The sequence below is a fragment of the Amycolatopsis sp. NPDC004169 genome (assembly GCF_040610315.1).
Taxonomy (GTDB): domain Bacteria; phylum Actinomycetota; class Actinomycetes; order Mycobacteriales; family Pseudonocardiaceae; genus Amycolatopsis.
Genome location: NZ_JBEXMD010000004.1, coordinates 140708 through 155795, shown reverse-complemented (window position 1 = coordinate 155795; position 15088 = coordinate 140708). Strand labels below are relative to the sequence as shown.

Annotated in this window: 1 protein-coding gene; it reads left to right on the top strand. The window is 74.5% G+C overall.

Annotation, left to right across the window (positions count from 1 at the left end; all coding sequences use genetic code 11):
- Positions 1–6 precede the first annotated feature (6 nt).
- Positions 7–15081 (top strand): type I polyketide synthase, encoded by a 15075-nt coding sequence (locus ABZX11_RS07085; protein ID WP_354910629.1) that lies wholly within the window; start codon positions 7–9, stop codon positions 15079–15081.
- Positions 15082–15088: the final 7 nt, after the last annotated feature.

The window sequence follows — 15088 nt, the reverse complement described above, 5'->3', positions numbered from 1 at the left end:
AAGAACATGTCCGCGCCGAACGAGCAGATCGTTGACGCACTGCGCGCCTCGCTGAAGGAGAACGTCCGCCTCCAGCAGGAGAACGCCGCGCTCACCGCGGCCGCCGCGGAGCCCATCGCGATCGTCTCCATGGCCTGCCGGTACGCCGGCGGGATCCGCGGCCCGGAGGACTTCTGGCGCGTGGTGTCGGAAGGCGCCGACGTCTACACCGGCTTCCCCGAAGACCGCGGCTGGGACGTCGAGGGCCTCTACCACCCGGACCCCGACAACCCCGGGACGACGTACGTGCGGGAGGGCGCCTTCCTGCACGACGCGGCCCAGTTCGACGCCGGGTTCTTCGGGATCTCGCCGCGTGAAGCGCTGGCCATGGACCCGCAGCAGCGGCAGCTCCTCGAGGTGTCCTGGGAGACCCTCGAACGGGCCGGCATCGACCCGCATTCGGTGCGCGGCAGCGACATCGGCGTCTACGCCGGGGTCGTGCACCAGGACTACGCCCCGGACCTCAGCGGGTTCGAAGGCTTCATGAGCCTGGAGCGCGCTCTCGGCACCGCGGGCGGCGTCGCCTCCGGCCGGGTCGCCTACACGCTCGGGCTCGAAGGCCCCGCCGTCACCGTCGACACGATGTGCTCGTCGTCGCTGGTGGCGATTCACCTGGCGGCGCAGGCCCTGCGCCGCGGCGAGTGCTCGATGGCGCTGGCCGGCGGCTCGACCGTGATGGCCACGCCCGGCGGGTTCGTCGGCTTCGCGCGGCAGCGGGCGCTGGCCTTCGACGGGCGCTGCAAGTCCTACGCCGCGGGCGCCGACGGCTCCGGCTGGGCCGAGGGCGTCGGCGTCCTGCTGCTCGAACGCCTCTCGGTGGCCCGCGAGCGCGGGCACCAGGTCCTCGCCGTCATCCGCGGCAGCGCGGTCAACCAGGACGGCGCCTCGAACGGCCTCACCGCGCCGAACGGCCCCGCCCAGCAGCGCGTCATCCGCAAGGCACTGGCCGCCGCCGGGCTCTCACCGTCCGATGTGGACACCGTGGAGGGGCACGGCACCGGCACCGTCCTCGGCGACCCGATCGAGGTGCAGGCCCTGCTGGCCACCTACGGCCAGGGCCGCGACCCGCAGCACCCCCTCCTGCTCGGCTCGGTCAAGTCCGTCGTCGGCCACACGCAGGCCGCCTCCGGCGTGGCAGGCGTGATCAAGATGATCCAGTCGCTGCGGCACGGGCAGCTGCCGGCGACCCAGCACGTCGACGCGCCAACGCCCCAGGTCGACTGGTCGGCGGGCTCGATCGAGCTGCTGACCGAGGGCCGCGACTGGCCGCGCAACGGGCACCCGCGCCGCGGCGCGATCTCCGCGTTCGGTGCCAGCGGCACCAACGCGCACATGATCCTCGAAGAAGCGCCCGAAGAGGAGCCGGTGCCGGACGAGCCGGCCACCGCGGGCGTGGTCCCGCTGGTCGTGTCGGCGGCCACCGCGGCTTCGCTGGCGGCCCAGGCCGGCCGCCTGGCGGAGGTCGGCGACCGCTCCCTCGCGGACATCGCCGGGACGCTGGTGTCCGGCCGCGCGACGCTCAGCGAACGCGCGGTCGTCGTGGCCGGTTCGACCGAGGAAGCCGTGACCGGGCTGCAGGCGCTGGCCCGCGGCGAAAGCGCCCCCGGCCTGCTCACCGGCCGCGGTTCGGGTGCGCCGGGCAAGGTCGTCTGGGTCTTCCCCGGCCAGGGAACGCAGTGGGCCGGGATGGGTCGCGAACTGCTGGACTCCTCGGAGGTGTTCGCCGCGCGGATCGCCGAGTGCGAGACCGCGCTCGGGCGGTGGGTCGACTGGTCGCTGACCGAAGTCCTGCGCGGTGACGCCGACCTGCTCGACCGGGTCGACGTCGTGCAGCCGGCGAGCTTCGCCGTGATGGTCGGGCTCGCCGCGGTGTGGGCTTCGCTCGGTGTCGAGCCCGAGGCCGTGGTCGGCCACTCGCAGGGGGAGATCGCGGCCGCGTGCGTGTCCGGCGCGCTGTCGCTGGACGACGCCGCGAAGGTGGTCGCCCTGCGCAGCCAGGCCATCGCGGCCTCGCTGGCCGGCCGGGGCGGGATGGCCTCGGTCGCGTTGAGCGAGGAGGACGCGACCGCGCGGATCGAGGCGTGGGCGGGCCGCGTCGAGGTCGCGGCCGTCAACGGGCCGACGTCCGTGGTGATCGCCGGGGACGCCGAAGCACTGGACGAAGCCCTCGACGCGCTCGACGACCAGGGCGTCCGGATCCGGCGGGTGGCGGTGGACTACGCGTCCCACACCCGGCACGTCGAAGCCGCCCGCGAAGCGCTGGCCGAGATGCTCGGCGGGATCCGCGCGCAGGCCCCGGAAATCCCGTTCTACTCGACCGTCACCGGCGAGTGGGTGACCGACGCCGGGGTGCTCGACGGCGGGTACTGGTACCGCAACCTCCGCCGTCAGGTGCGGTTCGGCCCGGCGGTGGCCGAGCTGATCGAGCAGGGCCACCGGGTGTTCGTCGAGGTCAGCGCGCACCCCGTGCTGGTCCAGCCGATCAACGAGCTCGTCGACGACTCCGAAGCCGTCGTCACCGGGACGCTGCGGCGCGAGGACGGCGGCCTCCGGCGCCTGCTGGCCTCGGCGGCCGAGCTGTTCGTGCACGGCGTGACCGTGGACTGGACCGGCGTGCTGCCGCCGTACCGGCGGGTCGAGCTGCCGACGTACGCCTTCGACCACCAGCACTACTGGCTGCAGCTGGGCGGGTCGGCGACCGACGCCGTCTCGCTGGGCCTGGCCGGCGCCGACCACCCGCTGCTCGGCGCGGTCGTGCCGCTGCCGCAGTCCGACGGGCTGGTCTTCACTTCGCGGCTGTCGCTGAAGTCGCACCCGTGGCTGGCCGGGCACGCGATCGGCGGGGTCGTGCTCATCCCCGGCACGGTCTACGTCGACCTCGCACTGCGCGCCGGCGACGAGCTCGGCTTCGGCGTCCTGGAAGAGCTCGTCATCGAGGCGCCGCTGGTGCTGGGCGAACGCGGCGGGGTCCGGGTGCAGGTCGCGGTCAGCGGGCCGAACGAAACCGGGTCGCGCGCGGTGGACGTCTTCTCCATGCGGGACGACAGTGACGAGTGGGTCCGGCACGCGACCGGCCTGCTCGGCGAGTCGGCCGCCCGTGAGCCGGACCGCTTCGACTTCGCCGCCTGGCCGCCCGCCGGGGCGGAGCCGATCGACGTCGAGACGTTCTACTCCGATCTGGTCGAGCGCGGCTACGCCTACAGCGGCGCGTTCCAGGGCATGCGGGCGGTCTGGCGGCGCGGTGACGAGGTCTTCGCCGAGGTCGCGCTGCCCGACGACCACCGCGAGGACGCCGGCAAGTTCGGCCTCCACCCGGCGCTGCTGGACGCGGCCCTGCACACGAACGCCTTCGCCAACCCCGGCGACGAGCGCAGCGTGCTGCCGTTCGCCTGGAACGGCCTTGTCCTGCACGCCGTCGGGGCGTCGGCGCTGCGGGTGCGGGTCGCGCCGGGCGGTCCGGACGCGCTGACGTTCCAGGCCGCGGACGAGACCGGCGGCTTGGTCGTCACCATGGATTCGCTGGTGTCCCGCGAGGTTTCCGCGGCGCAGCTGGAGACCGCGGCCGGCGAAGAACGCGACTCGCTGTTCCAGGTCGACTGGATCGACGTGCCCGCGGCCGAAAGCGTGGCCACGGACCACGCCGAGGTGCTCGAAGCCTTCGGCGGCGAGCCGCTGGACCTGACCACCCGGGTGCTGGAAGCCGTGCAGTCGTGGCTCGAAAGCGCGGCCGAAGAAGCCCGGCTGGTCGTCGTGACCCGCGGTGCCGTCCGCGAGGTGACCGACCCGGCGGGAGCCGCCGTGTGGGGCCTGGTCCGGGCCGCGCAGGCGGAGAACCCCGGCCGGATCGTCCTCGTCGACACCGACGGCGAGCTGCCGCTGGGTGCGGTGCTGGGCACCGGCGAGCCGCAGGTCGCGGTGCGCGGTGGCGCCTTCTCCGTCCCGCGGCTGTCCCGCGCCGCCGGCGAGGTGCCCGACGCGCCCGCGGTGTTCGGTCCGGACGGGACGGTCCTGCTCACCGGCGGCACCGGCTCGCTCGGCGCGCTCGTGGCCAAGCACCTCGTGACCCGGCACGGCGTCCGGCGGCTGGTGCTCGCCAGCCGCCGAGGGGTGGCCGCCGAAGACCTCCTCGCCGAGCTGACCGGGCAGGGCGCGGCGGTGTCCGTGGTCGCCTGCGACGTCTCCGACCGCGACCAGGTCGCCGCGCTGCTGGCCGAGCACCGCCCGACCGGCATCGTGCACCTGGCCGGCCTGCTGGACGACGGCGTCATCGGGGCGCTGAACCGGGAGCGGCTGGCCGGGGTGTTCGCCCCCAAGGTCGACGCCGTCCGGCACCTCGACGCCCTGACTCGCGACAGCGACCTCGACGCCTTCGTCGTGTTCTCCTCCGCGGCCGCGCTCATGGGCTCGGCCGGGCAGGGCAACTACGCGGCGGCGAACGCCTTCCTCGACGGCCTGATGGCCGGCCGCCGCGCGGCGGGGCTGCCGGGCGTGTCGCTGGCGTGGGGCCTGTGGGAGCAGGCCGACGGCCTGACCGCGCACCTGTCCGCGACCGACCAGGCACGGATGAGCCGAGGCGGCGTGCTGGCCATGACGCCCGCCGAAGCCCTCGACAGCTTCGACATCGGCCTGGCGTCCGAGCAGGCGCTGCTGGTCCCGATCAAGCTCGACCTGAAGACCCTCCGCACCGGCGGGGAGGTCCCGCACCTGCTGCGCGGCCTGGTCCGCGCGAGCCGCCGGGTGACGCGGACGGCGGCCGCGAGCGGTGGTGGCGGCCTGGTCCAGAAGCTCGCCGGGAAGCCCGCCGAGGAACAGGAAGCCGTGCTGCTGGGCATCGTCCAGGCCGAGGCGGCCGCGGTGCTCGGCTTCAACGCCCCCGAACTGGCCCAGGGCACCAAGGGGTTCAGCGACCTCGGCTTCGACTCGCTGACCGCGGTCGAGCTGCGGAACCGGCTGAGCGCGGCGACGGGTGTCAAACTGCCCGCCACGCTCGTGTTCGACTACCCGACGCCGCTGGCCCTCGCCCGCCACCTGCGCGAGGAGCTGGGTGAGACGGTCGCGGGCGCGCCCGCCACCCCCGTGACGGCCAAGGCGGACGCGGACGAGCCGATCGCCATCGTCGGCATGGCCTGCCGCCTGCCCGGCGGCGTGCTGAGCCCCGACGACCTGTGGCGGATGGTCGCCGAAGGCCGCGACGGCATGTCGGCGTTCCCCGAAGACCGCGGCTGGGACCTCGACGGCCTCTTCGACTCGGACCCGGAACGCCCCGGCACGGCCTACATCCGGCAGGGCGGCTTCCTGCACGAAGCCGCGCTGTTCGACCCCGGCTTCTTCGGCATCTCGCCGCGGGAAGCCCTGGCCATGGACCCGCAGCAGCGGCTGCTGCTGGAAGCGTCATGGGAAGCGCTGGAGCGCGCGGGCATCGACCCGACGAAGACCCGCGGTGAAGCCGTCGGCGTCTTCTCCGGCGTCTCCATCCACGACTACCTCGAGTCACTGAGCAACATGCCCGCCGAGCTCGAAGGGTTCGTCACCACGGCCACCGCGGGCAGTGTCGCGTCGGGCCGCGTGTCCTACACCTTCGGGTTCGAGGGCCCCGCGGTCACGGTGGACACCGCGTGCTCGTCGTCGCTGGTCGCCATCCACCTCGCCGCGCAGGCGCTGCGGGCGGGGGAGTGCTCGATGGCGCTGGCCGGCGGGGTCGCCGTGATGGGCTCGCCGATCGGCGTGATCGGCATGTCGCGCCAGCGCGGCATGGCCGAGGACGGCCGCGTCAAGGCGTTCGCCGACGGCGCCGACGGCACGGTGCTGTCCGAGGGCGTCGGCATCGTCGTCCTCGAACGGCTTTCGGTGGCCCGCGAACGCGGCCACCGCGTGCTGGCGGTCCTGCGCGGCAGCGCGGTCAACCAGGACGGCGCGTCCAACGGCCTGACCGCCCCGAACGGGCCGTCGCAGCAGCGGGTGATCCGCAGCGCGCTGGCGGCCGCCGGGCTGGCACCGTCCGAAGTGGACGTCGTCGAGGCGCACGGCACGGGCACCGCGCTGGGCGACCCGATCGAAGCGCAGGCGCTGCTGGCCACCTACGGCAAGAACCGCGAGACGCCGTTGTGGCTGGGTTCGCTGAAGTCGAACGTCGGCCACACCCAGGCCGCCGCCGGGGTCGCCGCCGTCATCAAGATGGTCCAGGCGCTGCGGCACGACACCCTGCCGCCGACCCTCCACGTGCAGGAACCCACCAAGCAGGTGGACTGGTCCGCGGGCGCGGTCGAGCTGCTGACCGAGGGCCGCGAGTGGGCCCGCAACGGCCACCCGCGCCGGGCCGGCGTCTCCTCGTTCGGCATCAGCGGCACCAACGCGCACCTGATCCTCGAAGAGGCCCCCGCCGACGAGGCCCCCGAGGCGGACGTGCCCGACGGCGTGGTGCCCGTGGTGATCTCCGCGCGCAGCGCCGGATCACTGGCCGGACAGGCCGGCCGGCTGGCGGAGTTCCTCGACCGGGACGTCTCGCTGACCCGCGTGGCCGGGGCTCTGCTCTCGACCCGCGCGGTGCTGACCGACCGGGCCGTCGTCGTGGCGGGTTCGGCCGAGGAGGCCCGGAACGGGCTGACCGCGCTGGCCCGCGGCGAAAGCGCGCCCGGGCTGGTGACCGGGATCGCGGGGATGCCGGGCAAGACCGTCTGGGTGTTCCCCGGCCAGGGCACGCAGTGGGCGGGCATGGGCCGGGAGCTCTTGGAGACGTCCCCGGTGTTCGCCGAGCGGATCGAGGAGTGCGCGGCCGCGCTCGAGCCGTGGATCGACTGGTCCCTTGTGGACGTTCTGCGGGGCGGGGGCGACCTGGACCGGGTCGACGTGCTGCAGCCGGCCTGTTTCGCCGTGATGGTCGGGCTCGCCGCGGTGTGGGCTTCCGTGGGGGTCGTGCCGGACGCGGTCCTGGGCCACTCCCAGGGTGAGATCGCCGCGGCCTGCGTGTCCGGAGCACTGTCCCTTGAGGACGCGGCGAAAGTGGTTGCGCTGCGGAGCCGGGCGATCGCGGCGGAGCTGTCCGGCCGCGGGGGCATGGCTTCGGTGCAGCTGAGCCACGACGAGGTGGCCGCCCGGCTCGCGCCGTGGGACGGGCGCGTCGAGATCGCCGCGGTCAACGGCCCGGCGTCGGTGGTCATCGCGGGCGACGCCGAAGCGCTCACCGAGGCCGTCGAAGCCCTCGGCGGCCGCCGGGTCGCGGTCGACTACGCGTCCCACACCCGGCACGTCGAAGACATCCGGGACACCCTCGCCGAAACCCTGACCGGGATCACCGCGCAGGCGCCGGTGGTGCCGTTCTTCTCGACCGTCACCGGCGAGTGGATCACCGAAGCCGGGGTCGTCGACGGCGGCTACTGGTACCGGAACCTGCGCAACCAGGTCGGCTTCGGCCCGGCCGTGGCGGCGCTGATCGAGCAGGGCCACGGCGTGTTCGTCGAGGTCAGCGCGCACCCCGTGCTCGTCCAGCCGATGAGCGAGATCGGCGACGAGGCCGTGGTCACCGGCACACTGCGGCGCGACGACGGCGGGCTGCGGCGGCTGCTGACCTCGATGGCCGAGCTGTTCGTCCGGGGTGTCCCGGTCGACTGGGCCACCACGGCGCCGCCTGCGCGCGTCGAACTGCCGACGTACGCCTTCGACCACCAGCACTTCTGGCTCAGCCCGCCCGCCGCGGCCGACGCGCCCGCGCTCGGCCTGGCCGGCGCCGATCACCCGCTGCTCGGGGCCGTGCTCCCGCTGCCGCAGTCCGGCGGCCTGGTGTTCACCTCGCGCCTGTCGGCGCGGACGCACCCGTGGCTGGCCGACGGCGTCCCGGCCGCCGCGCTGGTGGAGCTGGCCGTGCGGGCCGGCGACGAAGCCGGGTTCCCGGTGCTCGACGAACTGACCGTCGAAGCTCCGCTGGTCCTGCCGGAGAGCGGGGGCCTGCGGGTGCAGGTGACCGTGAGCGGCGAGCGCGCGGTCGAGGTGTATTCGCAGCGCGAAGGCGACGAAGACTGGACCCGGAACGCCACCGGGCACCTGTCCGCCACGGCTCCGGCGCACGAGCCGTTCGACTTCACTGCCTGGCCCCCGGCCGGCGCCCAGCAGGTCGATGGTGTGTGGCGGCGCGGCGAGGAGATCTTCGCCGAGGTCACCCTGCCGGAAGACGCCGGCGCGTTCGGCATCCACCCCGTGCTGCTGGACGCGGCCGTGCGTCCGGTCCTCGCGGACGACGAGGAGCCGGCGGAGTGGCACAGCCTGGTCCTGCACGCCGCGGGCGCCTCGGCCCTGCGGGTGCGGCTGGTACCCGGCGTCTCGTTCGAAGCGGCCGACGAAACGGGTGGCCTGGTCGTCACGGCCGGTCCGGTGGTGGGCCGGGAACTCTCGGCCGCGAAGACCCGCGCCGGCTCGCTGTACCGGGTCGACTGGACCGAAGTGTCTCTTGTGGACAAGGCGGTGCCGGATCGGGTCGAGGTGGTCGAAGCCTTCGGCGAGGAGCCCCTGGACCTGACCGTCCGGGTGCTGGAAGCCGTGCAGACGTTCCTCGCCGACGCGGCGGAGGAAGCCCGGCTGGTCGTGGTGACCCGCGGCGCGGTCCGCGAGGTGACCGACCCGGCCGGGGCAGCCGTGTGGGGATTGGTCCGGGCCGCACAGGCGGAGAACCCCGACCGGATCGTCCTGCTCGACACCGACGGCGAGATCCCGCTCGGTGCGGTCCTCGCGAGCGACGAGCCGCAGGTCGCGGTGCGCGGCGGGAAGTACTTCGTGCCCCGGATCGCCCGCGCGGAACACAGCGGCGCCGCCGTCTTCCGCCCGGATGGGACGGTCCTGATCTCGGGCGCCGGTGCGCTCGGCGGCTTGGTGGCCCGCCGCCTGGTCGAACGCCACGGCGTGCGGAAGCTGGTGCTGGCATCCCGGCGCGGCTCGGACGCCGATGGCGTGGCGGAGCTGGTCGCCGAGCTGGCTGCGGACGTGTCCGTGGTGGCCTGCGACGTCTCCGACCGCGCTCAGGTGGCGGCCCTGCTCGACGAGCACCGGCCGACCGCCGTGGTGCACACCGCCGGTGTCCTCGACGCGGGTGTCATCGGGACGCTCGACCGCGAGCGGCTGGCCCGGGTGTTCGCCCCGAAGGTCGACGCGGTCCGGCACCTGGACGACCTCACCCGCGACCGGGACCTCGACGCTTTCGTCGTTTACTCCTCGGTTTCCGCCGTGTTCATGGGCGCGGGCAGCGGCAGCTACGCCGCCGCCAACGCGTTCCTGGACGGCCTGATGGCGAACCGCCGGGCGGCGGGCCTGCCGGGCCTGTCGCTGGCGTGGGGGCTCTGGGACCAGAGCACCGGCATGGCCGCCAACACCGACGAGGCCACCCGGGCCCGAATGAGCCGCCGCGGTGGCCTGCAGATCATGACGCAGGCCGAGGGCATGGACCTGTTCGACGCGGCACTGGCCTCGACCGAGCCGCTGCTCGTTCCCGCGAAGCTGGACCTGCGCGGGGTGCGGGCCGACGCCAACGCGGGCGGGGCGGTGCCGCACATGCTGCGTGGCCTGGTCCGTTCGGGCCGTCAGCAGGCCCGCACGGCAGCGTCCACTGTGGACGGCGGACTGGCCGGACGGCTGGCCGGGCTCGCCCCGGCCGACCAGCTCACCCTGCTCCTGGACCTGGTCCGGGCCCAGGTGGCGGCCGTGCTCGGGCACGCCGACGCGAACGCCGTCCGGGTGGACACCGCGTTCAAGGACGCCGGCTTCGATTCGCTGACCGCGGTCGAGCTGCGCAACCGGATGCGGACCGCCACCGGGCTGAAGCTGCCCGCGACCCTGGTCTTCGACTACCCGAACCCCCAGGCGCTGGCGAAGTTCCTGCGCGAAGAACTCGGTGGCGCGGCGGCGACGCCGGTGACCACGGTGACCGCGAAGGCCGACCTCGACGAGCCGATCGCCATCGTCGGCATGGCCTGCCGCCTGCCCGGCGGTGTCGCCGGCCCCGAGGACCTCTGGCGGCTGGTCGCCGAAGGCCGCGACGCGGTCTCGGGCTTCCCGACCGACCGCGGCTGGGACATGGACAGCCTGTACGACCCCGACCCGGCCACCCCCGGCAAGACCTACACGCAGCACGGCGGGTTCCTGCACGAAGCCGGGCTCTTCGACGCCGGTTTCTTCGGCATCTCGCCGCGTGAGGCCGTCGCCATGGACCCGCAGCAGCGGCTGCTGCTGGAGACCTCCTGGGAGGCCATGGAGGACGCCGGAGTCGACCCGCTTTCGCCCAAGGGCAACGACGTCGGCGTGTTCACCGGCATGTTCGGCCAGGGTTACGTGGCGCCGGGCGACAGCGTCGTCACCCCGGAGCTGGAGGGCTTCGCGGGCACCGGCGGGTCGTCGAGCGTGGCCTCCGGCCGCGTGTCGTACGTGTTCGGCTTCGAAGGCCCGGCGGTGACCATCGACTCGGCGTGCTCGTCGTCGCTGGTCGCGATGCACCTCGCCGCGCAGTCGCTGCGGCAGGGCGAGTGCTCGATGGCGCTGGCCGGCGGCGCGACGGTGATGGCGAACCCCGGTGCGTTCGTGGAGTTCTCCCGCCAGCGCGGTCTCGCCGCCGACGGCCGCTGCAAGGCGTTCGCCGCCGCGGCCGACGGCACCGGCTGGGCCGAGGGCGTCGGCGTGCTCGTGCTGGAACGGCTGTCGGTGGCGCGCGAACGCGGTCACCGGATCCTGGCCGTGCTGGCCGGCAGCGCGGTCAACCAGGACGGCGCCTCCAACGGCCTGACCGCCCCGAACGGGCCGTCGCAGCAGCGGGTGATCCGCCGGGCGCTGGTGAGCGCCGGGCTGGCACCGTCCGATGTGGACGCCGTGGAAGCGCACGGGACCGGAACCACCCTGGGTGACCCGATCGAGGCGCAGGCGCTGCTGGCCACGTACGGCAAGGACCGCGAGACGCCGTTGTGGCTCGGCTCGCTCAAGTCGAACATCGGCCACGCGCAGGCGGCCGCCGGGGTCGCGGGCGTGATCAAGATGGTCCAGGCGCTGCGGCACGAAGTCCTGCCGCCGACGCTGCACGTCGACCGGCCGACGCCCGAGGTGGACTGGTCCGCCGGTGCCGTCGAGCTGCTGACCGAGGCCAGGGCGTGGCCGCGCACCGGCCGTCCGCGCCGGGCCGGGGTGTCCGCGTTCGGCGTCTCCGGCACGAACGCGCACCTCATCTTGGAGGAGGCGCCCGCCGAAGAGCCGGTGCCGACCCCCGAAATGCCCGTGGCGCCCGTGGTGCCGGTCGTGGTGTCCGCGCGGAGCACGACGTCACTGGCCGGCCAGGCCGGGCGCCTCGCCGGGCTCGTCGCGGGTGCGGAGTCCCTGGCCGGCGTGGCCAGGGCGCTGGTGACGGACCGGGCCGCGCTGACCGAACGCGCGGTCGTCGTCGCGGGCTCCCGCGAAGAAGCCGTGACGGGCCTGGAAGCGCTGGCCCGCGGGGAAGGCACGGCCGCGGTCGTCACCGGCCGGGCCGGGTCGCCCGGCAAGACCGTCTGGGTGTTCCCGGGGCAGGGCTCGCAGTGGGCGGGCATGGGACGGCAGCTCCTGGACGAGTCCCCGGTGTTCGCCGAGCGGGTCGCCGAGTGCGCGGCCGCGCTGGAACCGTGGGTGGACTGGTCGCTGCCGGACGTGTTGCGGGGTGACGCCGATCTGCTGGACCGCGTCGACGTGGTGCAGCCCGCGAGCTTCGCGGTGATGGTCGGCCTCGCCGCGGTGTGGCAGTCCGCGGGTGTGCGGCCGGACGCCGTCGTCGGGCACTCGCAGGGCGAGATCGCCGCGGCCTGCGTGTCCGGTGCGTTGTCGCTGCAGGACGCGGCGAAGGTGGTGGCCCTGCGCAGCCAGGCGATCGCGGCCCGGCTGGCCGGGCACGGTGGCATGGCCTCGGTCGCGTTGAGCGAAGAGGACGCGACCGCGTGGCTGGCGCCGTGGGCCGACCGGGTCCAGGTGGCCGCGGTCAACAGCCCAGGCTCGGTGGTGATCGCCGGGGAAGCCCGCGCTCTGGACGAGGTCGTCGAAGCGTTGTCCGGCCGGGACGTCCGCGTCCGCCGGGTGGCCGTGGACTACGGGTCCCACACCAACCAGGTCGAAGCCATCGAGGAGCTGCTGGCCGAAACCCTGGCCGGGATCACCGCGCAGGCACCGGCGGTGCCGTTCTTCTCGACGCTCACCGGTGACTGGATCACCGAAGCCGGCGTCGTCGACGGCGGGTACTGGTACCGCAACCTGCGCAACCGGGTCGGCTTCGGCCCGGCGGTCGCCGAGCTGGTCCGCCAGGGCCACGGCGTGTTCGTCGAGGTCAGCGCGCACCCGGTGCTGGTCCAGCCACTCAGCGAACTCAGTGACGACGCGGTGGTGACCGGCTCGCTGCGCCGCGACGACGGCGGCCTGCGCCGCCTGCTGACGTCGATGGCCGAGCTGTTCGTGCGGGGTGTCCCGCTCGACTGGACCGCGGTCCTGCCGAGCGCGGGCCGGGTCGACCTGCCGAAGTACGCCTTCGACCACCGGCACTACTGGCTCCGGCCCGCCGAGTCCGCGACCGACGCGGCCTCGCTGGGCCAGGCGGCCGCCGACCACCCGCTGCTGGGCGCGGTCGTCGAGCTGCCGCAGTCCGACGGCCTGGTCTTCACCTCGCGGCTGTCGGTGCGGACGCACCCGTGGCTGGCCGACCACGCGGTCGGCGGCGTCGTGATCCTGCCGGGTTCCGGGCTGGCCGAGCTGGCCGTGCGGGCCGGCGACGAGGCCGGCTGCACCGCCCTCGACGAGCTGATCATCGAGGCGCCGCTGGTCGTGCCCGGTGCGGGCGCGGTCCGCGTCCAGGTCGCGCTGAGTGGCCCGGACCTGGCCGGCTCGCGCACGGTGGACATCTACTCCCAGCGCGACGGCGGGAGCTGGACGCGGCACGCCACCGGCACGCTGTCGTCGGAGACCGCCGAGGACCCGGACTTCGACTTCGCGGCCTGGCCGCCCGCGGACGCCGAACGCATCGACGTCGAGACCTTCTACACCGACCTCGCCGACCGTGGTTACGGGTACGGGCCGGCGTTCCAGGGGCTGCGGGCGGCTTGGCGGCGAGACGGCGACGTCTTCGCCGAGGTCGCCCTGCCCGAGGACCTGCGCAAGGACGCGGGCCGGTTCGGCGTCCACCCGGCGCTGCTCGACGCGGCTCTGCAGGCCGCGACGGTCGGCGGTGAGCCGGGCGAGCCGGTGCTCGCCTTCGCGTGGAACGGCCTGGTCCTGCACGCCGCGGGCGCTTCGGCCCTGCGGGTCCGGCTTTCGCCGAGCGGTCCGGACGCGCTGTCCGTCGCCGCCGCCGACGAAACCGGCGGCCTGGTCCTGACCATGGAATCCCTGGTCTCCCGGCCGGTCTCGGCCGAGCAGCTGGGTGCCGCGGCCGGTTCGGGCCACGACGCGCTGTTCCGCGTCGACTGGACCGAGCTGCCGGTGGGACGGCCGACGGCCACCGCAGAAGACGCCGAGGTCCTGGAGGTGGCCGGAGGCGACTCCGCGCTGGCCGCGACCACCCGCGTCCTCGAGAAGCTCCAGTCGTGGCTGGCCGGACCCGAAGCGGAACGCCTGGTCGTCGTCACGCGCGGGGCCGTGCCCGCCGGGGGCGACCACACGCTGACCGACCCGGCCGCGGCGGCGGTGTGGGGCCTGGTCCGGTCCGCACAGGCGGAGCACCCGGACCGGATCGTCCTGGTGGACACCGACGGCGACCTCCCCGTGGACACCGTCCTGGCCTCGGGCGAGCCGCAGCTCGCGGTCCGGGGCACGACCCTCCTCGTGCCCCGGCTGGCCCGCGCCACCCGGCTCGCGGACACGCCCGCCGCGTTCGACCCGGACGGCACGGTGCTGATCTCGGGTGCCGGCGCTCTGGGCGCGCTGGTGGCCCGGCACCTGGTGGCCCGGCACGGCGTGCGGAAACTCGTGCTGGCCAGCAGGCAGGGCCTGGACGCCGACGGCGCGAAGGACCTGATCAGCGACCTGCCCGGCGCGGACGTGTCCTTCGTGGCCTGTGACGTCTCGGACCGCGACCAGGTGGCCGGGGTCCTCGCGGACCTCCCGGACCTGACCGGGGTGGTGCACACCGCCGGCGTCTTCGAGGACGGCGTGATCGAGGCGCTCACCCCGGACCAGCTGGCGAACGTCTACGCCGCCAAGGTCGACGCCGCGCAGCACCTCGACGAGCTGACCCGCGACCGGGACCTCGGCGCGTTCGTCGTGTTCTCCTCCGTCGCGGGCGTGATGGGCGGTGGTGGCCAGGGGCCGTACGCGGCGGCGAACGCCTACCTGGACGCGGCGATGGCCCGGCGCCGGGCGGCGGGCCTGCCCGGCCTGTCCCTCGCGTGGGGCCTCTGGGAACGCAGCGGCGGCATGGCCGCCCACCTCAGCGAGGTCGACCACGCGCGGGCGAGCCGCAACGGCGTCCTGGAGCTGAGCCAGGCCGAGGGCCTGGCGCTGTTCGACCTCGCGCTGCGAACGGCCGAGTCGCTGCTCGTGCCGATCAAGCTCGACCTCGCGGCGGTGCGGGCGAGCACGGTGCCGGTCCTGTTCCGCGGTCTGGTGCGGCCGGCCCGCGGCCAGGCCCGCTCGGTGTCCACTGTGGACTCCGGGTTGGCCGGGCTCGCTCCGGCCGAGCGGGAGGCGAAGCTCGTCGACCTGGTCCGCGGGCAGGTCGCGGTGGTGCTCGGCTACGACGGGCCGGACGCGGTGCGCCCGGACACGGCGTTCAAGGACACCGGGTTCGACTCGCTGACGTCGGTGGAACTGCGCAACCGGCTGCGCGAGGCGACCGGGTTGAAGCTGCCCGCCACGCTGGTCTTCGACTACCCGAACCCGGTGGCCGTGGCCCGTTACCTGAGTGCCCGGCTGGTGCCGGAAACCAACGGGCACAACGGCCACGGCGGGCACAACGGGGACGGCGACCGGCTGCGGCACGCGCTGGCGTCCGCCGCGACCGAGGAGCCGTCGATCGCCGACCTCGGTGTCGACGACCTCGTGCAACTGGCTTTCGGCGACGAGTGATGGGGAG